The sequence below is a fragment of the Buttiauxella sp. genome, assembly GCF_049686335.1.
In the GTDB taxonomy this organism is placed as follows: Bacteria; Pseudomonadota; Gammaproteobacteria; order Enterobacterales; family Enterobacteriaceae; genus Buttiauxella.
This window is the reverse complement of record NZ_JBAVHX010000008.1, coordinates 300,318-321,456: the sequence shown is the minus strand read 5'-3', so window position 1 is coordinate 321,456 and position 21,139 is coordinate 300,318. Positions and strand designations below refer to the sequence as shown.

The following is a 21,139-nucleotide window of genomic DNA, read 5'->3' as shown; positions in this document are numbered from 1 at the left end:
ATTGAGATTAGGTTGAGCCAGCGAGTTCTGGCAACTTATGTGCGGTATTTCGGGATCCTGCCTCCTTTATTTTACGGTCGGTTACGCAAAGCGTGAGCCATTACCCTGTATGAGAACGCAGGACGTGGTTAATAGATAACTTCGCCAGAAATCAGGCTTATCTAACAGGATGCGGTATGGAAAATTACGCCAACAAAAGCGGTGATTCACAGGTCGTCAGCTTCCAGATTGATGCCAACTCGATAAAAGTCCGTTTTAAGAACAATCACGTCTATCTTTACGACATCTTCCACCCGGGGCCGGACCATCTGGAAAAAATGAAAGAGCTGGCACGTGCCGGATGGGGTCTGAATACCTATATCGAAAGTGAAGTTAAAAACGATTTTTCATCGAAGGTATTTTAAATTTCAATTCCTGACCTGGGGCGACAACCTCGCAAGGTGCGGGTACAAAACCTGTCTGGGCTACCATCACGAGATACACACCTCCGGTGGTAGCCGTCACGAATACAAGCAGTTGTTGAAAAAACTTCCCCCCCACCCCACCTTTAATCCCTGCTGCCTGGCTGGTATTTTGTATAACGCGTGCACAATCAAAAGTTGAGTTGATGACAAGCGATTAAATACATACAGTTACGTTGTTCATGCAGATTCCAGTAAATATCTTGCCCCTTAATCCGTGCATCCCCATCTGTGTTATTGGTACGAAAAGCGACTGAAATAAGGTATAAAGCCGCATGAAAATTCCAAATCGAATCCAACCTCTGGTTGATGACGGCCTGGTTGACGATGTGCTCCAGCGGCTGAAAAGCGGCAAAGAAGCCGACGTTTACACCGTTTTATGCGGTGACAAGATCCAGTGTGCCAAAGTGTACAAAGAAGCCATGCAACGCAGCTTTAAGCAGGCGGTGCAGTATCAGGAAGGGCGTAAAGTCCGTAATACGCGTAATACCCGAGCCATGCAGAAAGGCTCGAAGTTCGGGCGCAAGCAACAAGAAGAGACCTGGCAAATGGCAGAGGTCGAAGCGCTGTTCCGTCTGGCTAACGCCGGGGTACGTGTCCCGCAGCCTTATATGTGTATTGATGGCGTGTTATTGATGGAGCTGGTCACTGATGCTGAAGGTGCGGTTGCGCCACGTTTGAGTGATGTCACTTTAACGGAAGAGCAGGCGGTTGCTGATTTCCAGACGATGATCCGCAATATCGTGCGCATGTTGTGTGCAGGCCTTGTGCATGGCGATTTGTCGGAGTTTAACGTGCTGCTCGATGCCGAAGGGCCGGTGATTATCGACCTGCCGCAAGCAGTAGACGCTGCCGCAAACAACCATGCTGAAACCATGTTTGAACGCGATGTGAATAACATCACCGCGTACTACGGCCAGTTCGCGCCACAATTACTGAAAACACGTTATGCGAAAGAGATCTGGGCCATCTATGAAGACGGTAAATTAACCCCAGAAACGCCGCTAACCGGTGTTTTTGTCGAAGAAGTGCATGACGTGGATATGGATTCACTGATGGATGAAATCATCACGGCAGAAGATGATTATTACGAGCGTCAGCGTGCGGCAAGAGAGCGCGAACAAGAATAACAACGATAAGATAGAAAGCCCGCATCATAAAAGTGATGCGGGCTTTTTTGTGTCTGGATTACGCCCGGGAGATAAACGAACGGATGGCGATGCCGTGCGTTTCAAGCAAGCTGCGGATCTGGCTCGCCATGGTAATCGCCCCCGGACTATCGCCATGTACGCAGATAGAGTCGGCCTGAATCGGGGTGAATTTACCCTCGATTGATTGCACGCCACCTTCGGTAATCAGTTGCAGCATTCTTTCTGCCACCTGCCGGGCATCGTGCAGCACCGAGCCCGCTTCACGACGGGAAACCAGCGTGCCATCGGCGTGGTAGGCGCGGTCAGCGAACGCTTCTGAAATCGTCTTCAATCCTTTTTGCTGCGCCCATTTCAGCACCGGAGAACCCGCCAGCCCCACCAGCGGCAGATTTGGGTTAATCGCCAGAATCCCGTCGATAACTGCCATCGCCTGGCGCTCGTTATGGGCGATGGTGTTATACAGTGCGCCGTGCGGTTTGACGTATCGCACTTCGGTTCCTGCCGCCTGCGCCAGTCCTTGCAACGCACCAATCTGATAAATCACATCGGCGGTGAGTTCATCGCTTGCGACGTCCATGTTGCGGCGGCCAAATCCCACCAGGTCCGGATAAGCAACGTGCGCCCCAATCGTGACGCTCTGTGCGTTGGCGGCTTTCAGAGTTTCGAGAATGCCCGCAGGGGAACCGGCGTGGAAACCGCAAGCCACGTTAGCGCTGCTCACCAGTTTGAGGATGGCGGCGTCGTCACCCATATTCCACTGCCCGAAGCTCTCGCCCAAATCGCTATTGAGATCAATCGTTTTTAACATCTGTTATTCCTCAGACAACTTTTCAGGAAATCGAAAATAGCACCAATGCAGACATAAGATAGTCGCTATATTACGCGGCCTCGCCGTCATTTTCTTTTATATACTGTCATACATCTGCCGGAAGTGTAGGCTGCCACGCACCAACAATCATCCTGATATTCCATAATAAAGTGATGCCAATAGGGATAGTATTGGCATGTTAAAAGCCATTTTTTGTCTGTAAGGAGCAGCATGTCTATTCAGAGTATTTCCCCAGCCGAAGCCAAAGTTCTGGTGGCGAAAGGTGCCGCATTGATTGATATCCGCGAGCGTGACGAATATGCGCGTGAGAATATTCCCGAGGCTCATTTACTGTCGCTTTCAGCAATCGAACTTGGCGACAGACTTGGTCCCTTCGATCCTTTCGATACGGTGATTTTTTACTGTCAGTCCGGCACGCGTACCGCTCAAAATGCGCAAAAGCTGGCGGATGCGGTGGCACCAGCCAAAGTCCTGCTGCTTGAAGGAGGATTAACGGCCTGGAAGAAAGACGGGCAAGAAATACTCGCTGATAAATCACAGCCGTTACCGATAATGCGCCAGGTACAGATTGCCGCAGGGACACTGGTTCTCGCAGGCGTGGTATTAGGGTTTGCTCTTCACCCAGGGTTCTTTTTACTGTCGGGATTTGTGGGTGCGGGTTTGCTGTTTGCGGGTATCAGTGGTTTTTGCGGCATGGCTCGCTTACTGGCCATTATGCCGTGGAATAAGCGCTGAATCGCAGGTATAAAACCCGCCGCTTTGGGCTATGGTTAACGGTATACGTTGTTCATTTTTCTCAATTGAATGAGGCTCATTATGTTCAAAGTAGGTGATCTGGTGCAACCCAAGAAAGGTGGCCCAAAATATGAAGTGCTGGATATTCAAGGGGATATGCTGTTCTGCACGCCCCGGAATATTTTGTCCGGTGAAAAGGTCACGTTAAAAGCCGAAGACGTTGTGTTGTATAAAGAAGACGATGATTTTGGTGTGTGCTAATGCGTTTGTATTCAGGCGGGAAAGTATCACCCGCCTTGAAGCCCTTCAATAAGGTTCGCCCATTCTTGTAATCCCCCGCCCTCACCAACTGGTGAAACCAACCCCATGATTTACTTATAATTATCAATAGTGAACAGACAAAATCAGGAAACTCTGCCTGTTCTGTCTCATTTAGCGGATTTTATTGATAAATTGTCAGTAAATAAAAATTTATCACTAATTGTCCAATTTCAAGCAGCGATATAATCTAGTCGAATAAAATTAAGCCATTTATTAGCGCTGCCACAGACTCTCATTGGCAGTGTATATATCTAATTTTCATTCGGAGTCGGAATAATGTTTTCTCCTGAGTCACGTCTGCGCCATGCAGTCGCAGATACTTTTGCGATGGTAGTTTATTGCTCGGTCGTGAACATGATGATAGAGATCTTTCTCTCCGGCATGAGCTTCGAGCAGTCGCTCTCTTCGCGTCTGGTCGCTATCCCCGTCAACATTTTGATTGCGTGGCCTTACGGTTTTTACCGCGACGCATTTATGCGTTTTATTAAACGTTATAGCCAGGCTAACTGGACTAAAAATCTTGTGGACGTACTGGCTTACGTGACTTTCCAGTCACCGGTGTACGTCGTGATTTTGTGGTCGGTCGGTGCGGACTGGAACCAGATAGCGGCGGCTGTCAGCTCGAACATTATTGTGTCGATGCTTATGGGTGCAGCGTATGGCTATTTTCTGGATTATTGCCGTCGCTTGTTCCGCATCAGTGGGTATCGGAACGCGAAAGCGGGGGTTTGAGCTCGTTCAAAGGGGTTAGCGTTGCGCCGTGACGTGCAACAACGCCGGTTTCGATTAATGCTCGCCAAACAAACCAGACAAATAACGTTCCAGCGCAATGCGTGAACTAAAGCCGTGCGGAATACCGTAATGCTGGTGAATTTCCCCAGCCAGGTAGAGTGGAAATTGTTGGTAATGATCGCAAGTTTTAACGTCCGTCGCGGGTTCTGCCAGGGTCTGGCTTCTTTCTTTAAGCGTCGGGTGAATAATCAGCGCAGTTCGCCCCATACGCGCTTCGCGATTGACATAAACGTAATTATCGCCACGGCGATATCCGTACGTTTTCGGTGTGACAACATCCATGGTAAAACCGGCTTTTTCAAGAACGCGGGCCACCTCATCGGGTCGTAAATACATAATTTTTCCTCGTCATCTTCTATTGCAGCGCAACCTTACATTAACCAGCATTAGCAACGCTTTCAGATTAGTCCATAAAGACCGCGAAAGAGAGTGAACGCCCTCATTACTAAAAATTATGGTCTACACTGAGTAGTACATCGCAAAAAGGGAGAAACAAATGTTTAACCGCGTAAATCGAAATGATGTAGATGAAGGTGTTGATGATGTTAACCGTGACGTGAACCAACTGGCGGACACGCTAGAAGAGGTTCTTAAATCGTTCGGTAGCGATGTTAAAGAAGAAGGGGAAGCTGCCCGCAAAAAAGCGGAGTCTCTGTTAAAAGAGACGCGTGCTCGCCTTCAGGGTCGCACCAGAGTAAAACAAGCCGCTTGTGATGCGATGGGTTGCGCCGACACTTATGTGCGCGACAAACCATGGCAGAGCGTAGGTATTAGTGCCGCTGTGGGTATTTTCATCGGGGCGTTGTTAGCTTCCCGACGTTAGTCATAAAAGCGTAGTGATAACAAATATGCGTCTGACCCCGGAATTAATTCCGGGGTTTCTTGTTTTTAGGGGGATGAGCGAAAACGTCATCCAGTATTTACGCCTGTTGTGTCGGATGACGCTGTGCTTATCCGACCTACGGCACAATTATCCGACCTACGGTACTATCGCTTCACGCAGTTGTTTCGCGGCTTTCAAGGCCATTGCCTGCGAAGTCAGATTAGTAAAACTCATCAGAATCCCGCCTTCCCCTGTTGACTCCATACGCCAGTCACTGAGTGCCTGCACCGCAAGCCCGGCTTCACGAGCTTTCGCGACCCATGCGCGATCGTCGCCACTGACACGCATCACCAGTTGAATGCCTCCCGCTTGCGGAACAACATCAAAACCCTGCTCTCGCAACGCCTGTTCCAGCCAGACTCGTCGCTCGCTATAGCACAAACGCATTTTTTTCAGATGACGCCAAAAGTGGCCTTCACGAAGAAAATCGGCAATGGTTTGCTGAATCAATAGCGGTGCGGTGCAGGGCAAGAAATGAGTATGGCGTGAGAATGCCTCGACCTGCTGTTGCGGCACCACCAGCCATGCGACGCGCAGTGCCGGAAAAAGCGATTTGCTGAACGTTCCGGCGTAGATAACGCGCTGCGGACCATCGAGACTTTTTATCGGCGGTAAGGGTTTCCCGTGATAGCGAAACTCGCTGTCATAATCATCTTCAATCACCCAGCTTTGATTAGCTGCCGCCCAGTCGAGCAATTGATGGCGGCGTGCCAGCGATAACGCCACGCCGAGCGGGCTTTGGTGCGCGGGAGTCAGGAGCGCAAAACGCGCGTCAGGAAAATGTTCGATTCCGTAATCAATTTGCATCCCTTCGCCATCGACGGGCACAGGCTGCAACGTCATTCCCGCCTCGGCAAATGCCGGACGCACATAGCGGTAACCGGGATCTTCGAGCCAGATTCCGTCGCCCGGTTTTGCCAGCGTATGCACCACAAGGCGCATGGCGGCCTGAAATCCGGCGGTGATAAATATCTGCTCCGGCTGGCAGTCGATACTGCGCGAAAAACGTAAATAGTCGGCAATGGCCTGGCGCAGTGTCGATTCCCCGTTCGCTTCTGGCATCAGCAGGTCATAACGGGTTTGCAGGCGTAAGCGCCGCCCCATTACCCGCGCCCACAACGCACGGGGGAAGGCATCAAGTGCGGGCAATCCCATCTGAAACGGACGCGGCGCACCCTGTGGTTGGCTCAGGGCATTGGCAACGTTATTCGCCCCAGAAGTCACGGAAGGAGTGACGAAAGTTCCCGCCTGGCCACGTCTTTCCAGCCAGCCTTGTGCCACTAATTCACCATAGGCGTTTTCTACTGTCGCCCGCGCGACACCGAGCTCCAGCGCCATGGTGCGGCTCGACGGTAAACGGCTCCCAGCCATCAGCTCACCATCACTGATGGCCTGTTTGAGTTGCCTGGCGATTTGTTGATAACGCGGGATGGCGTGGTGAGCACTGACTACCAGTTCATTTGGCTTTGCCATTATGGTCTGCTTTATTAGTTAATTTATGGCTCTCTTGAGTGGTCCATCATAGTGCTAAATTGCTCGCACACCAATATGAGGAACCAAACCATGATCGAATTACGCCAACCCTATTTTGACCTGTCCCCTGCTGTGTTTAAGCCAATGCTTCAGGCGCTGAAAGGTCTGGAATCCAGCTCGCTGGGTTCAACAATGATTGAACTGGTTTTCCTGCGTGTCTCGCAAATTAACGGCTGCGCCTATTGCCTGGAAATGCACTCAAAAGCCTTACGCAAAGATGGTGTTGACCAGACCAAACTGGATGCGTTGGCGGGCTGGAAAGTAAGTCATCACTTCAGCGACAAAGAGCGCGCCGCACTCGCCTGGGCCGAAGCCGTGACGCTGATTACCGAAGGTGGCGCAGAAGATGCGGTGTACCAGCCGCTGCTGCAATTCTTCACCGCACAAGAGATTAGCGATTTGACGTTTACCGCGAGTTTGATGAATGCGTTTAACCGTCTGGCGATCAGTATGCGGATGTAGTATCTGCGCTTTCCCCTCACCCCAACCCTCTCCCCCAGGAGAGGGAGACATGAAGATTCCCTCTCCCTCAGGGAGAGGGCCAGGGTGAGGGTTGTTTACATCCCCGCCGCACTCATCACCTTTTCTATCCTTATCTAAAAATACTATATCTTGTATGGTTGATAATTTTCTCACCCACATCTAGTATTCATATTCTCAACCACAGAGAGAATAAGAATCATGCGCATTACCATATACACACGAAATGACTGTGTCCAATGCCACGCAACTAAGCGCGCAATCGAAAGCCGTGGATTCGCTTTTGACCTGATTAACCTCGATGTAAACCCTGAAGCAGCGGACGATTTGCGCGCTCAAGGATATCGCCAGTTGCCGGTCGTGATCACCGATGAGGAAAGCTGGAGCGGGTTTCGTCCGGATATGATCAACCGCCTGCGCGCTCGAGTCAGCGCATGAGCAATCTCGTCTACTTCTCGAGCGCATCGGAAAACACCCTGCGTTTTGTCGAACGCCTGGGACTACCCGCCGTGCGTATTCCGCTTGAAGTGAAACAGCGGCTTGAAGTGACGGAACCCTACATTTTGATCGTGCCAAGTTACGGCGGCGGCGGGATTGCTGGCGCAGTTCCCGCTCAGGTGATTCGATTTTTAAACAACCCGGCCAATCGGTCATGGTTGCGCGGGGTGATAGCCAGCGGAAATCGTAACTTTGGCGAAGGTTTTTGCCGGGCGGGCGACGTGATAGCCCAAAAATGCCAGGTACCGTACCTCTATCGTTTTGAGCTACTCGGCACCGAGCAGGACATCGAAAACGTGCGTAAGGGAGTCAAAGAATTTTGGCAAAGACAGAAGCTATCAGCGTAATGGCGACGGAAAGTGCGGATTATCATGCGCTCAACGCCATGCTGAATCTTTATGATTCGGAAGGACGCATCCAGTTTGAGAAAGATAAACTGGCAGTAGAACAATTCCATCAACAGCATGTGCTGCCCCGTTCACGCCACTTTCCCCATCAGCAGGCACGCCTCGAGTGGCTGGTGGCAGAAGGCTATTACGACAACGCGGTGCTACAACGTTACGAAAGTCGCTTTGTAGAGACGCTGTTTGAAAAGGCTTATCACAGTGGTTTCAAATTCCAGACGTTCCTTGGCGCGTGGAAGTATTACACCAGCTACACGCTGAAATCCTGGGACGGCAAAGAGTACCTCGAGCACTTCCCTGACCGGGTTTGCATGGTGGCGCTCACCCTTGCACAAGGTGATGAAAAGCTGGCAATTCAGCTGATGGATGAGATGCTCAGTGGCCGTTTCCAGCCTGCAACGCCGACTTTTTTGAACTGCGGAAAAATGCAGCGCGGCGAACTGGTTTCCTGCTTTCTGCTGCGCATCGAAGACAATATGGAGTCGATTGGCCGCGCAGTGAATTCTGCGCTTCAACTCTCCAGGCGCGGTGGCGGCGTGGCATTTTTGCTGTCTAATTTACGCGAAGTCGGTGCGCCAATTAAACGCATTGAAAACCAGTCATCCGGCGTTATCCCGATAATGAAAATGCTGGAAGATGCGTTTTCTTATGCCAATCAGCTCGGTGCGCGTCAGGGGGCGGGAGCGGTATATCTGCACGCCCATCATCCCGATATTTTACGTTTCCTGGATACCAAACGTGAAAACGCGGATGAGAAAATCCGCATCAAATCGCTCTCGCTTGGCGTGGTGATCCCGGATATCACTTTCCAACTAGCGAAAGATAACCAGCCGATGGCGCTCTTCTCGCCTTACGATGTCGAGCGTATTTACGGCAAGCCGTTTGGCGATATTGCGGTCAGCGAGTTGTACCATGAGATGCTGTCAGACGAACGCATCCGTAAGACTTTTATTAATGCGCGCGATTTCTTCCAGACCCTGGCGGAAATCCAGTTTGAATCCGGTTATCCGTACATCATGTTTGAGGATACGGTTAACCGCGCAAATCCGATTGCCGGTCGCATTAATATGAGCAACCTGTGCTCAGAAATTTTGCAGGTGAACAGCGCATCAAGCTATGACGAAAACCTCGATTATCAGCAGGTAGGGCACGATATTTCCTGCAATCTCGGTTCACTGAATATCGCGCACGCCATGGATTCTGCCGATTTCGGCCAGACTATTGAAACGGCTATTCGCGGGCTGACGGCGGTTTCCGATATGAGCCATATTCGCTCCGTACCCTCTATTGAAGCCGGAAATGCCGCCTCGCACGCTATTGGCCTCGGGCAGATGAATCTACACGGTTATCTGGCTCGCGAAGGCATTGCATATGGCTCCGCTGAAGGGCTGGATTTCACAAACTTCTATTTCTACACCGTGACCTGGCACGCCATTCGCGCCTCAAATTTGCTGGCTCGGGAGCGCAAACAGCGCTTTGCCGGTTTTGAACAGTCACGTTATGCGAACGGCGAGTACTTCCGCCAATATCTGCAAGAAAGCTGGCAGCCGAAAACCCAAAAAGTGCGCGAGTTATTCGCCAGCGCGGGTATCGATATTCCCACTCGCGAGCAATGGCAGCAGTTGCGTGACGATGTGATGGAGTTCGGTTTGTATAACCAGAATTTGCAGGCCATCCCGCCGACCGGCTCTATCTCTTATATCAATCATGCGACCTCGAGTATTCACCCGATTGTCTCGCCTGTTGAGATCCGCAAAGAGGGTAAAACCGGGCGCGTCTATTATCCGGCGCCGTTTATGACCAATGAAAATCTGGAGTTTTATCAGGACGCCTACGATATTGGCCCGGAAAAAATCATCGACACTTACGCGCAAGCCACACGTCATGTCGATCAAGGTCTGTCGCTGACGCTATTTTTCCGCGATACCGCCACCACTCGCGATATTAACAAAGCGCAGATTTACGCCTGGAAAAAAGGCATCAAAACGCTCTATTACATTCGCTTGCGTCAGATGGCGTTGGAAGGAACAGAAGTTCAGGGCTGCGTGTCCTGCGCTTTATAAGGAGAGAACATGATTCAGTTAAGCCGCGTAAGTGCCATCAACTGGAATAAGATCGAGGATGAGAAAGATCTCGAAGTGTGGAACCGTCTGACCACTAATTTCTGGCTCCCCGAGAAACTGCCGCTGTCGAATGATATTCCGGCGTGGCAGTCACTGACGCACGACGAACAGCAACTCACGATTCGGGTGTTTACCGGACTGACGCTGCTGGACACCATTCAGAATACCGTCGGTGCGCCGGTGTTGATGGCGGATGCTATCACCCCGCATGAAGAAGCGGTGCTGTCGAATGTCAGCTTTATGGAAGCAGTGCATGCCCGCTCCTATAGTTCGATTTTCTCCACCCTTTGTCAGACTAAGGATGTTGATGCCGCCTATGAATGGAGCGAACAAAACGCCGCGCTGCAACGCAAGGCGCAAATCATCCTTGCCCATTATCATGCCGATGACCCGCTGAAGAAGAAAATCGCCAGCGTATTTTTGGAGTCGTTCCTGTTTTACTCAGGCTTTTATTTGCCGATGTATTGGTCAAGTCGCGGTAAATTGACCAACACGGCTGACCTTATCAGGCTGATCATTCGCGACGAGGCGGTACACGGTTATTACATCGGATATAAGTTCCAGAAATCACTGGCGCAGCAAAGTGCAGAACGCCAAAGCGAATTGCACAATTTCGCCTTCGAGTTGCTGATGGATCTTTACGATAATGAAGTGGCCTATACCGATGCGCTGTACGGCGATGTGGGCTGGCAGGAAGAGGTCAAAACGTTCCTTTGCTACAACGCCAATAAAGCGTTGATGAATCTCGGTTATAGCGCCCTCTTCCCGCCTGAAATGGCGGAAGTGAATCCGGCTATTCTTGCCGCGCTATCGCCAAACGCGGATGAAAACCATGACTTTTTCTCAGGCTCAGGCTCTTCGTATGTGATGGGGAAAGCGGTGGAAACGCAGGACGAAGATTGGAATTTTTAAATTAGAAATTCACCTTAATTTAAGGCGGATAAGCACCGCGTCATCCGCCTTAAATTAACACAAAATTTGGTGGATGACGCTGTCGCTTATCCACCCTACATATTATTGAAGATCGCCTGCCATTCAGCCAAATTACCCATCCGCTTACAAAAAATATCATCTTTCTCTGATTTGCTCTCAGCCCTTTACTCACGGGAAATTTCGACCACATCCCCGGCGCGGATATTGCATATATCAGAAATCGAGGGTTGTCTCAGATTCTGAGTATGTTAGGGTATATGCAGTGAATATTTCCATCAGGAATTGTGTATAAATATATAAATACAGGAATAACTTTATTGCATGGCAATTAAACTTGAAGTAAAGAATTTATATAAAGTATTTGGTGAGCATCCACAACGCGCATTCAAATATATAGAAAAAGGTATTTCCAAAGCAGAATTACTGGAGAAAACAGGGCTGTCGCTTGGCGTAAAAGACGCCAGTCTGGCCATTGAAGAAGGCGAGATTTTTGTCATCATGGGGTTATCGGGTTCCGGTAAATCCACCATGGTTCGCCTTCTCAATCGCCTGATTGAACCAACCCGTGGACAGGTACTGATTGACGGCGTCGACATCGCCAAAATATCAGAAGCGGAACTGCGTGAAGTACGCAAAAATAAGATCTCCATGGTATTCCAGTCCTTTGCTCTGATGCCTCATATGACGGTGCTAAATAATACCGCTTTCGGTATGGAATTAGCTGGTATTCCGTTGAAAGAACGTCAGGAAAAAGCGCTTGATGCATTGCGTCAGGTTGGGCTTGAAAATTATTCCCACGCGTATCCCGATGAGCTTTCTGGTGGTATGCGTCAGCGTGTTGGTTTGGCCCGTGCTTTGGCAATTAATCCCGATATATTATTGATGGATGAAGCCTTCTCTGCCCTCGATCCATTAATTCGTACTGAGATGCAGGATGAATTAATTAAATTGCAGGCAAAACACCAACGTACCATTGTATTTATTTCCCACGATTTGGATGAAGCAATGCGTATTGGCGACCGAATTGCCATTATGCAAGGTGGTGAAGTTGTGCAAGTCGGTACACCGGATGAAATTCTGAATAATCCGGCGAATGATTATGTTCGCACCTTCTTCCGTGGTGTGGATATAAGCCAGGTGTTTAGCGCGAAAGATATTGCCCGTCGTAACCCGGCTGGCCTGTTGCGTAAAACTGCCGGTTTTGGCCCGCGTTCGGCGCTCAAGCTGCTGCAAGATGAAGACCGTGAATTCGGTTATGTCATTGAACGCGGACAGAAATTCCTCGGGATTGTCTCAACAGATTCTCTGAAAGCCGCATTAGCGGCAGGCCAGGGTCTGGACAATGCTTACCTCGAATCTCCAGCGGCAGTTTCCGCTGATACGTCACTGAGCGATCTGCTCACCCATGTTGGCCAGGCACCGTGCGCGGTTCCGGTTATTGGGGAAGAGAGTCAGTACGTGGGCATTATCTCGAAAGGGGTTCTGCTGCAGGCGTTAGATCGTGAGGGGGTAAGTCAATGAGTGCATCAAATCCGTGGGATACCGGCAGTGCTGCTGCCGACGCAACAACCAATCAGGCTGCATCTACCGCAGATGCGTGGGGTGGCCCGGCATCGACACCGGCGACAGGTAGCAGCGCAGACTGGCTGAATTCAGCTCCTGCACCGGCACCAGAGCATTTTAATATTTTGGATCCGTTCCATAAGACGCTTGTGCCACTCGATAGCTGGGTGACACACGGGATCGACTGGGTGGTCACACACTTCCGCCCGGTATTCCAGGGTATTCGTGTGCCGGTGGATTATATCCTCAGTGGCTTCCAGCACTTCTTGCTGGGGATGCCAGCGCCGGTGGCGATCATCCTGTTCGCGCTGATTGCGTGGCAGATGTCCAGCCTCGGAATGGGGATTGCGACGTTAGTGTCGTTGGTTGCGATTGGCGCGATTGGCGCATGGTCGCAAGCGATGGTGACGCTGGCGCTGGTTCTGACCGCCCTGCTGTTCTGCATGATTATTGGTTTGCCGCTGGGTATATGGCTTGCCAGAAGCGAGCGCGCGGCGAAGATAATCCGCCCGCTATTAGATGCCATGCAGACCACGCCGGCGTTTGTCTATCTGGTGCCTATCGTGATGCTGTTCGGTATCGGTAACGTGCCGGGTGTGGTGGTGACGATTATCTTTGCTCTGCCACCGATTGTGCGTCTGACAATTCTGGGGATTAAGCAGGTTCCGGAAGATTTGATTGAAGCATCACGTTCGTTCGGGGCAAGCCCGCGTCAGATGTTGTTCAAAGTTCAGTTACCGCTGGCGATGCCAACCATTATGGCGGGCGTAAACCAGACGCTGATGCTGGCACTTTCCATGGTCGTTATCGCATCAATGATTGCCGTTGGCGGTCTTGGACAGATGGTATTGCGTGGTATTGGCCGTCTCGATATGGGTCTTGCGACCGTCGGCGGCGTCGGGATTGTTATCCTGGCCATTATTCTCGACCGTTTAACTCAGTCCATTGGCCGCGATTCACGCAGCCGTGGCAACCGTCGCTGGTTTAACACCGGCCCAATTGGTCTCCTGACCCGTCCCTTCATCAAATAAACATGATGGCGGCATTCGTGCCGCCTCACGCCCCATCACCGAAAAGGAAGAATAACGATGCGACACACAACGCTACTCGCTACAGCCCTTGCGACTCTCGTAACCACCAGCACTTTTGCCGCAGATTTACCGGGCAAAGGCATGACGGTTCAGCCTGCACAAAGCACCATCTCAGAAGAATCATTCCAGACTTTACTGGTGAGCCGGGGCCTGGAAAAACTCGGTTATACCGTGAGTAAACCGAGTGAAGTGGATTACAACGTGGCTTACACCTCCATGGCCGCTGGCGATACCACGTTTATTGCCACCAACTGGAAACCACTGCACGACGATATGTATGCTGCTGCAGGGGGTGACAAGAAGTTTTACCGTGAAGGGACCTACGTTCAGGGTGCCGCACAGGGTTATCTGATTGATAAGAAAACTGCCGAACAATACAAAATCACTAATATCGCGCAGTTAAAAGATCCGAAGATCGCCAAATTGTTTGATACCAACGGCGACGGAAAAGCAGATTTAACCGGCTGTACGCCAGGCTGGGGTTGCGAAGCGGTGATTAATCACCAGATTGGCGCCTTTGGTCTGACCAACACCGTGGAACATAATCAGGGTAACTACTCGGCGATGATTGCCGACACCATTACGCGCCACAAGGAAGGTAAGCCGATTCTGTACTACACCTGGACGCCATATTGGGTGAGTGACGTGATGGTGCCGGGTAAAGATGTGGTGTGGCTGCAAGTGCCATTCTCTTCGATGCCTGGTCAGCAGAAAGATATGGACACCAAACTGCCGAACGGCGCGAATTATGGCTTCCCGGTGAACACCATGCATATCGTGGCCAACAAAGCCTGGGCGGAGAAAAATCCGCAAGCGGCGAAACTGTTTAGCCTGATGAAACTGCCACTGGCGGATATCAATGCCGAAAATGCGATGATGCATAACGGTAAAGCCTCAGAAGCGGATATTCAGGGTCACGTTGATGGCTGGATTAAAGCGCACCAGGCTGAGTTTGATGGCTGGGTGAACGAAGCGCTGGCAGTTAAGTAAGAGTTCATATTTAGCTAAGGACGCCCTCATCCCGGCCTTCTCCCCCAGGAGAAGGAGAAAACCGGACAGTTCCCTCTCCTGCGGGAGAAGGAGAAAACCGGATAGTTCCCTCTTCTGCGGGAGAAGGAGAAAACCGGACAGTTCCCTCTTCTGCGGGAGAAGGAGAAAACCGGACAGTTCCCTCTTCTGCGGGAGAAGGAGAAAACCGGACAGTTCCCTCTCCTGCGGGAGAAGGAGAAAACCGGACAGTTCCCTCTCCTGCGGGAGAGGGTTAGGGTGAGGGCGACCCAACCAAAACAAAACGCACAATCCGACTCCCACCTACATTAATTTTCGCTATTATTCCGGTTCTCTCATCACAAGCCGAAGAATTAGAATGAAAAATTCCACTCAAGGACTTAGCCCCGCGCTGATCGTCCTGATGTCCCTCGCGACGGGTTTAGCCGTTGCCAGTAACTACTACGCACAACCTCTGCTCGACACGATTGCGACTGCCTTTAACCTTTCGATTAACCAGGCCGGATTTATCGTTACCGCCGCACAGCTGGGCTACGCCGTAGGTTTGCTGTTCCTCGTACCTCTGGGGGATATGTTTGAGCGCCGTGGGCTGATTGTCTTTATGACGCTGCTGGCCGCCGGAGGAATGGTCATTGTGGCCCTGAGCCAGACACTGTGGATGATGATTCTTGGCACCGCCCTGACGGGTTTGTTCTCGGTAGTGGCACAAATTCTCGTGCCGCTCGCCGCAACACTTGCGGAGCCGGAGAAACGCGGCAAAGTCGTCGGCACCATTATGAGCGGCTTGTTGCTAGGGATTTTGCTGGCACGTACCGTGGCCGGGTTGCTTGCAAGCCTTGGCGGCTGGCGCACCGTTTATTGGGTCGCGAGTGTGTTAATGGTGATGATGGCGCTGGCCTTGTGGCGTGGTTTGCCAAAAGTGAAATCTGAAACCCATCTAAATTATCCTCAACTGCTCTCCTCGGTATTCGGCCTGTTTATCAAAACTCCGCTACTGCGTACCCGTGCGTTGCTCGGTTGCCTGACTTTTGCCAACTTCAGCATTCTCTGGACGTCGATGGCATTTCTGCTGGCGTCACCGCCGTTTAACTTCTCCGAAGGGGTGATTGGCCTGTTTGGCCTCGCGGGTGCGGCGGGTGCTTTGGGTGCGCGTCCAGCGGGCGGGTTTGCCGATAAAGGCAAAGCGCATCTCACCACGACTATCGGGCTGGTGCTGTTGCTGTTGTCGTGGATTGCCACCGCGATGGGGCAGTATTCCGTTATCGCGCTTATCGTTGGGATCCTGGTACTCGATTTAACCGTTCAGGGTGTCCATATCACCAACCAGACGGTTATCTATCGCATGATGCCGGAAGCGCGAAACCGTCTGACTGCCGGCTACATGACCAGCTACTTTATTGGCGGCGCGGCAGGTTCAGTGATTTCCGCAAACGCCTATCAACATGCTGGATGGAATGGTGTGTGTGCTGCGGGTGCGATAATGGCACTACTAAATTTAGTAGTGTGGTGGCGTGGTTATCACCGCCAGCCGTGATACCACTAATCCTTTACAACCATCAGGGATAATTTGGGGGTATTAAGGGTCGTACCAGTCTGTTAAGGTTATCCCTGTTGGTTCCTTCGAGTGATATTAACGTCAGAAATATATAAATATTCAATATGGATAGTCCTGCAACTGTTTCATCAGAAAACGATCAAAGCGATGCTACCTGGGCTGAAGGGCTGAAAGACAGTTTACCGATTGTCATCAGCTACATTCCGGTCGCATTTGCGTTTGGGCTTAATGCCACTAAGCTGGGATTCACTCCTCTCGAAAGCCTGTTTTTCTCCTGCATTATTTATGCTGGTGCCAGCCAATTCGTGATCACGGCTTTACTGGCTGCCGGAAGCTCTTTGTGGGTCGCCGCTTTAACGGTGATGGCGATGGATGTGCGCCACGTCTTGTATGGCCCTTCCCTGCGTCAACGAATTACACGCCAGTTGAGCAAACCTAAAACCGCAATCTGGGCATTCGGCCTGACCGACGAAGTTTTCGCAGCCGCCACCGCCAAACTGGTGCGTGATAACCGGCGCTGGAGCGAAAACTGGATGATAGGTATTGCCTTTAGCTCGTGGTTCTCTTGGGTTTTAGGCACCGCGCTGGGTGCATGGTCGGGTAACGGTTTGCTGGATAAACTGCCCGCAGTTGAGGCAGCGTTAGGGTTTATGTTGCCTGCGTTATTTATGAGTTTCCTGCTGGCGTCGTTCCAGCGGAAACAATCCTGGACAGTTACCGCCTCCCTTGCGGGTGCCTTGTTGGGCGTCACGCTGATTTCCATTCCCGCGTCCATTCTTGCAGGGATCGTTTGTGGCTGTCTGGCGGCATTAGTGCAGGCGTTTTATCAAGGAGAGCCCGAATGAGTACTCAGGTACTTTTGCTGGGCCTGCTGGTCGGGTGTGCCAACTACCTGTTCCGCTATTTACCCCTGCGTATCCGGGCAAACTCGACGCGTCCGGCCAAACGAGGGGCGACAGGCGTGCTACTCGACAGTATTGGCATCGCATCAATTTGTGCGTTGCTGGTGGTCTCGTGTGTGCCTGAAATCATGCACGACGCCCAGCGTCTGGTCCCGACGCTAATGGGCTTTATCATTCTCGGGCTGAGCTTTTATAAGACTCGCAGCATCATTATCCCGACACTATTAAGTGCTCTGGGTTATGGATTAACCTGGAAACTCATGATGGTGATATCAGTCTGACGAATAAAAAAACGTACAAACAATACATTTACTTTATTTGTCACCATCGTTATTATATCGACCGCAACTAATGAGGTTATGCCAAAATGGATAGTTCGTTTACGCCCATTGAACAAATGCTAAAATTTCGCGCCAAACGCTATGAGGAGTTCCCTTACCAGGAAATTCTTCTGACGCGCCTGTGCATGCATATGCAAGGCAAGCTTTTGGAAAACCGCAATAAAATGCTGAAAGCTCAAGGGATTAACGAAACGCTGTTTATGGCGTTGATCACTCTTGAATCGCAGGAAAATCATAGTATCCAGCCTTCAGAGTTGAGTTGCGCATTAGGTTCTTCACGTACCAATGCAACCCGAATTGCCGATGAGCTGGAAAAGCGTGGCTGGATTGAACGTCGTGAAAGCGAGAACGATCGCCGCTGCCTGCATCTGCATTTGACCGAAAAAGGTCAGGAATTCTTGCGTCAGGTGTTACCACCGCAGCACCACTGCTTGCATGAACTGTGGTCCTCGCTGAGTGGTTCGGAAAAAGAGCAGCTGGAACAGATCACCCGCAAATTGCTCACCCGCCTTGATGAAATGGATGAAAACCAGACGGTACTTGAAGCCGTGCGCTAAGTGCTGTCAACGCGTTATCGTCGTGTCACAAAGAAAAAAACACTGACAGGCCAGCAACTTACCTTGCTGGCCTGTTGGGTCTAACAGGTCGGCTCAGCCGATCACTATAATAAAAAAGTGTGGAGATAAGCATGAGCGCACATGCGGAGACTCAAACCCCGCAGCAGCCGGGAAACAAGAAAGGCAAACGTAAAGGTGCCTTGATTGTATTGACCTTGCTGTTTGTCATTATTGCTGTGGCATATGGGATTTATTGGTTTCTAGTGTTACGTCACTACGAAAATACGGATGATGCGTATGTGGCTGGTAATCAGGTGCAGATAATGTCCCAGGTTTCCGGAAGCGTAACCAAGGTCTGGGCAGATAATACCGACTTCGTTAAACAGGGCGATGTGTTGGTGACGCTGGACCAGGCGGACGCTGAACAAGCATTTGAGCAAGCACAAACGGTGCTGGCTTCAAGCGTGCGTCAGACTCGTCAGTTAATGATTAACAGTAAGCAATATCAGGCCAATATTGAGCTGCAAAAGACCTCTCTTGCACAGGCTCAAAGCGACCTTAACCGTCGCGTGCCGCTGGGTAACGCAAACCTGATTGGCCGTGAAGAATTGCAACACGCCCGAGATGCCGTCGCATCGGCTCAAGCGCAACTGGATGTTGCTATTCAACAATACAATGCCAATCAGGCAATGATCCTCGGAACCAAACTCGAAGAGCAGCCAAGTGTGAAACAAGCGGCAGCTGAGTTGCGTAACGCCTGGATGGCACTGCAACGGACTAAGATTGTCAGCCCAATGACCGGCTACGTTTCACGTCGCGTGGTGCAAGTGGGTGCGCAGATTAGCCCGACGACGCCACTGATGGCTATCGTGCCTGCGAGTGGTTTATGGGTTGATGCGAACTTCAAAGAAACCCAGCTTGCGCATATGCGTATTGGCCAACCGGCGACCATCGTCAGTGATATCTACGGCGATAAAATCGAGTACACCGGTAAAGTCGTGGGCCTCGATATGGGCACAGGTAGCGCATTCTCACTGCTGCCTGCACAAAATGCGACGGGTAACTGGATCAAAGTCGTTCAGCGTTTGCCAGTGCGTATTGAACTGGATGCAAAACAGCTTGAACAACATCCGCTGCGTATCGGGCTTTCCACGTTAGTGACGGTGGATACCAGTAACCGCGATGGCAGTATGTTGGCGAATGCAACGCGTAGCTCTCCGGTCTATGAAAGCAACGCGCGCGAGCTGAACCTTGCGCCAGTCAACGAGCTTATCAATAACATCATCCAGGCCAATGCGGGTTAACAAAGCGGAGCTTGTATGAAACAGCAAAAACCGCTGGAAGGGGCTCCACTGGTCATCATGACCATCGCCTTGTCATTGGCGACCTTTATGCAGGTGCTGGACTCCACCATCGCCAACGTGGCAATACCGACGATCGCCGGTAACCTTGGCTCATCACTGAGCCAGGGAACCTGGGTTATTACGTCGTTTGGGGTGGCAAACGCCATCTCAATTCCTATCACCGGGTGGCTGGCAAAGCGCCTGGGTGAAGTGAAGTTGTTCATGTGGTCGACGATTCTGTTCGTGCTGGCTTCATGGGCTTGCGGCGTCTCAAAAAGTCTGGAGATGCTGATTTTCTTCCGCGTTATCCAGGGGATTGTTGCCGGGCCACTGATTCCACTCTCACAAAGTCTGCTGCTCAATAACTATCCACCCGCGAAGCGAAGTATTGCGCTGGCGCTATGGTCGATGACCGTTATTGTGGCGCCCATTTGCGGGCCGATTCTCGGTGGTTATATCAGTGATAACTATCACTGGGGCTGGATCTTCTTTATCAACGTGCCAATCGGAGCGGTGGTGGTGTTGCTGACACTGCAAACGCTGCGTGGCCGTGAGACTAAAACCGAGAACCGTCGTATTGATGGTATCGGGCTTGCGTTGCTGGTTCTCGGCATTGGTAGCCTGCAGATCATGCTCGACCGCGGCAAAGAGCTGGATTGGTTTAACTCCACTGAAATCATCGTTCTGACTATCGTCGCGGTGGTGGCGATTAGCTTCTTGATTGTCTGGGAGCTCACCGACGATAACCCCATCGTTGATCTGTCGTTGTTTAAGTCGCGAAACTTTACCATCGGCTGTCTGTGTATCAGTCTTGCCTACATGCTCTACTTCGGCGCAATTGTTTTGCTGCCGCAGCTATTGCAGGAGGTATACGGCTATACGGCAACCTGGGCGGGTCTGGCGTCGGCACCGGTGGGTGTCATTCCAGTGCTGTTATCGCCCATTATCGGGCGCTTTGCTCATAAGCTCGATATGCGGCGGCTGGTGACGTTCAGCTTTATCATGTACGCGGTGTGCTTCTACTGGCGTGCTTATACCTTCGAACCGGGGATGGATTTCGGCGCGTCGGCCTGGCCTCAGTTTATTCAGGGCTTCGCCGTGGCCTGCTTCTTTATGCCACTGACAACCATTACGCTGTCCGGGCTCCCGCCTGAACGCATGGCGGCGGCGTCGAGTCTGTCGAACTTTACGCGTACTCTTGCCGGTTCGATTGGTACGTCCATCACCACGACACTTTGGACCAACCGCGAAGCCATGCACCATTCGCAGTTAACGGAGTCCGTTTCACCGTTTAACCCGAATGCGCAGCAGATGTACTCGCAGCTGGAAAATCTGGGGATGTCTACGCAGCAAGCCTCTGGCTATATTGCGCAGCAGATCACCAATCAGGGGCTGATTATTGCAGCCAATGAGATTTTCTGGATTTCAGCAGGGATATTTATTCTGTTGCTGGGTCTGGTGTGGTTTGCCAAACCTCCGTTTGGTGCCGGAGGCGGTGGCGGCGGTGCGCACTAAGTCAGAAATTTAAAGGGGCCGATTGGCCCCTTTTCTTTGTCTGTCATCTGGCGGTTTCACAGCACACGTTGTCAGTTTTGCGCCAGTACACCCGGCCTAAAGTCGTCACGATAAAGACTGA

The 21,139-nt window shown here is 51.2% G+C and carries 23 protein-coding genes; 20 read left to right on the top strand and 3 right to left on the bottom strand.

What is annotated here, in order from left to right:
* The first annotated feature begins 176 nt into the window (after positions 1–176).
* Positions 177–404, top strand: coding sequence for a hypothetical protein (locus tag WBL83_RS06820; protein ID WP_424588426.1), 228 nt, complete (start codon positions 177–179; stop codon positions 402–404).
* 332 nt (positions 405–736) lie between these two features.
* Entirely contained in the window at positions 737–1,591 is an 855-nt protein-coding gene (locus WBL83_RS06815) for a PA4780 family RIO1-like protein kinase (protein ID WP_424588425.1), read from the top strand.
* Positions 1,592–1,649: 58 nt separating this feature from the next.
* Here WBL83_RS06815 and WBL83_RS06810 read toward each other — a convergent pair whose 3' ends face one another.
* Positions 1,650–2,420 (bottom strand): LamB/YcsF family protein, encoded by a 771-nt coding sequence (locus WBL83_RS06810; protein WP_424588424.1) that lies wholly within the window; start codon positions 2,418–2,420, stop codon positions 1,650–1,652.
* 231 nt (positions 2,421–2,651) lie between these two features.
* Here WBL83_RS06810 and WBL83_RS06805 point away from each other — a divergent pair, with 231 nt between their 5' ends.
* The 3 genes from WBL83_RS06805 to alaE all read left to right on the top strand — a co-directional run bounded on the left by WBL83_RS06805 (position 2,652) and on the right by alaE (position 4,229).
* Complete coding sequence (locus WBL83_RS06805; RefSeq protein WP_424588423.1) at positions 2,652–3,176, top strand: rhodanese family protein; 525 nt, start codon at positions 2,652–2,654, stop codon at positions 3,174–3,176.
* A gap of 81 nt (positions 3,177–3,257) precedes the next feature.
* Positions 3,258–3,437, top strand: a complete 180-nt coding sequence (locus tag WBL83_RS06800; RefSeq protein ID WP_424588422.1) for a hypothetical protein — start codon at positions 3,258–3,260, stop codon at positions 3,435–3,437.
* Between the two features lie 336 nt (positions 3,438–3,773).
* The gene (gene alaE / locus WBL83_RS06795) at positions 3,774–4,229 is read left to right on the top strand and encodes an L-alanine exporter AlaE (protein WP_424588421.1); all 456 of its coding nucleotides are present in this window, start codon (positions 3,774–3,776) and stop codon (positions 4,227–4,229) included.
* 54 nt (positions 4,230–4,283) lie between these two features.
* Here the strand turns inward: alaE and WBL83_RS06790 are convergent, their stop codons facing one another.
* Positions 4,284–4,625, bottom strand: coding sequence for a DUF2002 family protein (locus WBL83_RS06790; protein ID WP_424588420.1), 342 nt, complete (start codon positions 4,623–4,625; stop codon positions 4,284–4,286).
* Between the two features lie 160 nt (positions 4,626–4,785).
* Here WBL83_RS06790 and WBL83_RS06785 point away from each other — a divergent pair, with 160 nt between their 5' ends.
* Positions 4,786–5,112, top strand: coding sequence for a DUF883 family protein (locus WBL83_RS06785; RefSeq protein WP_424588419.1), 327 nt, complete (start codon positions 4,786–4,788; stop codon positions 5,110–5,112).
* Between the two features lie 156 nt (positions 5,113–5,268).
* On the opposite strand, the gene WBL83_RS06780 is transcribed toward WBL83_RS06785, so the two are convergent.
* Positions 5,269–6,603 carry a PLP-dependent aminotransferase family protein gene (locus tag WBL83_RS06780; RefSeq protein ID WP_424588455.1) on the bottom strand — a complete coding sequence of 445 codons (1,335 nt, stop codon included), beginning with the start codon at positions 6,601–6,603 and terminating at the stop codon, positions 5,269–5,271.
* 132 nt (positions 6,604–6,735) lie between these two features.
* Between WBL83_RS06780 and WBL83_RS06775 the strand changes: the two genes are divergently transcribed.
* The 14 genes from WBL83_RS06775 to emrB all read left to right on the top strand — a co-directional run bounded on the left by WBL83_RS06775 (position 6,736) and on the right by emrB (position 21,018).
* The gene (locus tag WBL83_RS06775) at positions 6,736–7,167 is read left to right on the top strand and encodes a carboxymuconolactone decarboxylase family protein (protein ID WP_183270389.1); all 432 of its coding nucleotides are present in this window, start codon (positions 6,736–6,738) and stop codon (positions 7,165–7,167) included.
* Positions 7,168–7,386: 219 nt separating this feature from the next.
* Entirely contained in the window at positions 7,387–7,623 is a 237-nt protein-coding gene (gene nrdH, locus WBL83_RS06770) for a glutaredoxin-like protein NrdH (RefSeq protein WP_424588418.1), read from the top strand.
* A complete protein-coding gene (gene nrdI, locus WBL83_RS06765; protein WP_424588417.1) occupies positions 7,620–8,030 on the top strand; it encodes a class Ib ribonucleoside-diphosphate reductase assembly flavoprotein NrdI in 411 nt (136 codons plus the stop codon). The genes nrdH and nrdI overlap by 4 nt, the downstream gene beginning before the upstream one ends.
* The gene (gene nrdE / locus WBL83_RS06760; protein ID WP_424588454.1) at positions 8,030–10,150 is read left to right on the top strand and encodes a class 1b ribonucleoside-diphosphate reductase subunit alpha; all 2,121 of its coding nucleotides are present in this window, start codon (positions 8,030–8,032) and stop codon (positions 10,148–10,150) included. The genes nrdI and nrdE overlap by 1 nt, the downstream gene beginning before the upstream one ends.
* A gap of 9 nt (positions 10,151–10,159) precedes the next feature.
* Positions 10,160–11,122: a class 1b ribonucleoside-diphosphate reductase subunit beta gene (gene nrdF / locus WBL83_RS06755; protein WP_424588416.1), complete on the top strand. Its 963-nt coding sequence runs from the start codon at positions 10,160–10,162 to the stop codon at positions 11,120–11,122.
* Between the two features lie 342 nt (positions 11,123–11,464).
* A complete protein-coding gene (gene proV, locus WBL83_RS06750) occupies positions 11,465–12,664 on the top strand; it encodes a glycine betaine/L-proline ABC transporter ATP-binding protein ProV (RefSeq protein ID WP_424588415.1) in 1,200 nt (399 codons plus the stop codon).
* A complete protein-coding gene (gene proW, locus WBL83_RS06745; protein ID WP_424588414.1) occupies positions 12,661–13,737 on the top strand; it encodes a glycine betaine/L-proline ABC transporter permease ProW in 1,077 nt (358 codons plus the stop codon). The genes proV and proW overlap by 4 nt, the downstream gene beginning before the upstream one ends.
* Positions 13,738–13,794: 57 nt before the next feature.
* Positions 13,795–14,787 (top strand): glycine betaine/L-proline ABC transporter substrate-binding protein ProX, encoded by a 993-nt coding sequence (proX, locus tag WBL83_RS06740; RefSeq protein WP_424588413.1) that lies wholly within the window; start codon positions 13,795–13,797, stop codon positions 14,785–14,787.
* A gap of 376 nt (positions 14,788–15,163) precedes the next feature.
* Positions 15,164–16,339: an MFS transporter gene (locus WBL83_RS06735; protein ID WP_424588412.1), complete on the top strand. Its 1,176-nt coding sequence runs from the start codon at positions 15,164–15,166 to the stop codon at positions 16,337–16,339.
* 125 nt (positions 16,340–16,464) lie between these two features.
* A complete protein-coding gene (locus tag WBL83_RS06730; protein WP_424588411.1) occupies positions 16,465–17,205 on the top strand; it encodes an AzlC family ABC transporter permease in 741 nt (246 codons plus the stop codon).
* A complete protein-coding gene (gene ygaH / locus WBL83_RS06725; protein ID WP_424588410.1) occupies positions 17,202–17,543 on the top strand; it encodes an L-valine transporter subunit YgaH in 342 nt (113 codons plus the stop codon). Before WBL83_RS06730 ends, ygaH begins: the two co-directional genes overlap by 4 nt.
* A gap of 86 nt (positions 17,544–17,629) precedes the next feature.
* A complete protein-coding gene (gene mprA, locus WBL83_RS06720) occupies positions 17,630–18,160 on the top strand; it encodes a transcriptional repressor MprA (RefSeq protein WP_424588409.1) in 531 nt (176 codons plus the stop codon).
* Between the two features lie 131 nt (positions 18,161–18,291).
* A complete protein-coding gene (gene emrA / locus WBL83_RS06715) occupies positions 18,292–19,464 on the top strand; it encodes a multidrug efflux MFS transporter periplasmic adaptor subunit EmrA (RefSeq protein WP_424588408.1) in 1,173 nt (390 codons plus the stop codon).
* A gap of 15 nt (positions 19,465–19,479) precedes the next feature.
* Positions 19,480–21,018, top strand: a complete 1,539-nt coding sequence (gene emrB / locus WBL83_RS06710; RefSeq protein ID WP_424588407.1) for a multidrug efflux MFS transporter permease subunit EmrB — start codon at positions 19,480–19,482, stop codon at positions 21,016–21,018.
* Positions 21,019–21,139 lie beyond the last annotated feature (121 nt).

Excerpts from the sequence above, each read along its gene's own strand:
- WBL83_RS06820 (WP_424588426.1), top strand. The coding sequence starts at position 177 with ATGGAAAATTACGCCAACAAAAGCGGTGATTCACAGGTCGTCAGCTTC.
- WBL83_RS06815 (WP_424588425.1), top strand. The coding sequence starts at position 737 with ATGAAAATTCCAAATCGAATCCAACCTCTGGTTGATGACGGCCTGGTT.
- WBL83_RS06810 (WP_424588424.1), bottom strand. The coding sequence starts at position 2,420 with ATGTTAAAAACGATTGATCTCAATAGCGATTTGGGCGAGAGCTTCGGG.
- WBL83_RS06805 (WP_424588423.1), top strand. The coding sequence starts at position 2,652 with ATGTCTATTCAGAGTATTTCCCCAGCCGAAGCCAAAGTTCTGGTGGCG.
- WBL83_RS06800 (WP_424588422.1), top strand. The coding sequence starts at position 3,258 with ATGTTCAAAGTAGGTGATCTGGTGCAACCCAAGAAAGGTGGCCCAAAA.
- alaE (WP_424588421.1), top strand. The coding sequence starts at position 3,774 with ATGTTTTCTCCTGAGTCACGTCTGCGCCATGCAGTCGCAGATACTTTT.
- WBL83_RS06790 (WP_424588420.1), bottom strand. The coding sequence starts at position 4,625 with ATGTATTTACGACCCGATGAGGTGGCCCGCGTTCTTGAAAAAGCCGGT.
- WBL83_RS06785 (WP_424588419.1), top strand. The coding sequence starts at position 4,786 with ATGTTTAACCGCGTAAATCGAAATGATGTAGATGAAGGTGTTGATGAT.
- WBL83_RS06775 (WP_183270389.1), top strand. The coding sequence starts at position 6,736 with ATGATCGAATTACGCCAACCCTATTTTGACCTGTCCCCTGCTGTGTTT.
- nrdH (WP_424588418.1), top strand. The coding sequence starts at position 7,387 with ATGCGCATTACCATATACACACGAAATGACTGTGTCCAATGCCACGCA.
- nrdI (WP_424588417.1), top strand. The coding sequence starts at position 7,620 with ATGAGCAATCTCGTCTACTTCTCGAGCGCATCGGAAAACACCCTGCGT.
- nrdE (WP_424588454.1), top strand. The coding sequence starts at position 8,030 with ATGGCGACGGAAAGTGCGGATTATCATGCGCTCAACGCCATGCTGAAT.
- nrdF (WP_424588416.1), top strand. The coding sequence starts at position 10,160 with ATGATTCAGTTAAGCCGCGTAAGTGCCATCAACTGGAATAAGATCGAG.
- proV (WP_424588415.1), top strand. The coding sequence starts at position 11,465 with ATGGCAATTAAACTTGAAGTAAAGAATTTATATAAAGTATTTGGTGAG.
- proW (WP_424588414.1), top strand. The coding sequence starts at position 12,661 with ATGAGTGCATCAAATCCGTGGGATACCGGCAGTGCTGCTGCCGACGCA.
- proX (WP_424588413.1), top strand. The coding sequence starts at position 13,795 with ATGCGACACACAACGCTACTCGCTACAGCCCTTGCGACTCTCGTAACC.
- WBL83_RS06735 (WP_424588412.1), top strand. The coding sequence starts at position 15,164 with ATGAAAAATTCCACTCAAGGACTTAGCCCCGCGCTGATCGTCCTGATG.
- WBL83_RS06730 (WP_424588411.1), top strand. The coding sequence starts at position 16,465 with ATGGATAGTCCTGCAACTGTTTCATCAGAAAACGATCAAAGCGATGCT.
- ygaH (WP_424588410.1), top strand. The coding sequence starts at position 17,202 with ATGAGTACTCAGGTACTTTTGCTGGGCCTGCTGGTCGGGTGTGCCAAC.
- mprA (WP_424588409.1), top strand. The coding sequence starts at position 17,630 with ATGGATAGTTCGTTTACGCCCATTGAACAAATGCTAAAATTTCGCGCC.
- emrA (WP_424588408.1), top strand. The coding sequence starts at position 18,292 with ATGAGCGCACATGCGGAGACTCAAACCCCGCAGCAGCCGGGAAACAAG.
- emrB (WP_424588407.1), top strand. The coding sequence starts at position 19,480 with ATGAAACAGCAAAAACCGCTGGAAGGGGCTCCACTGGTCATCATGACC.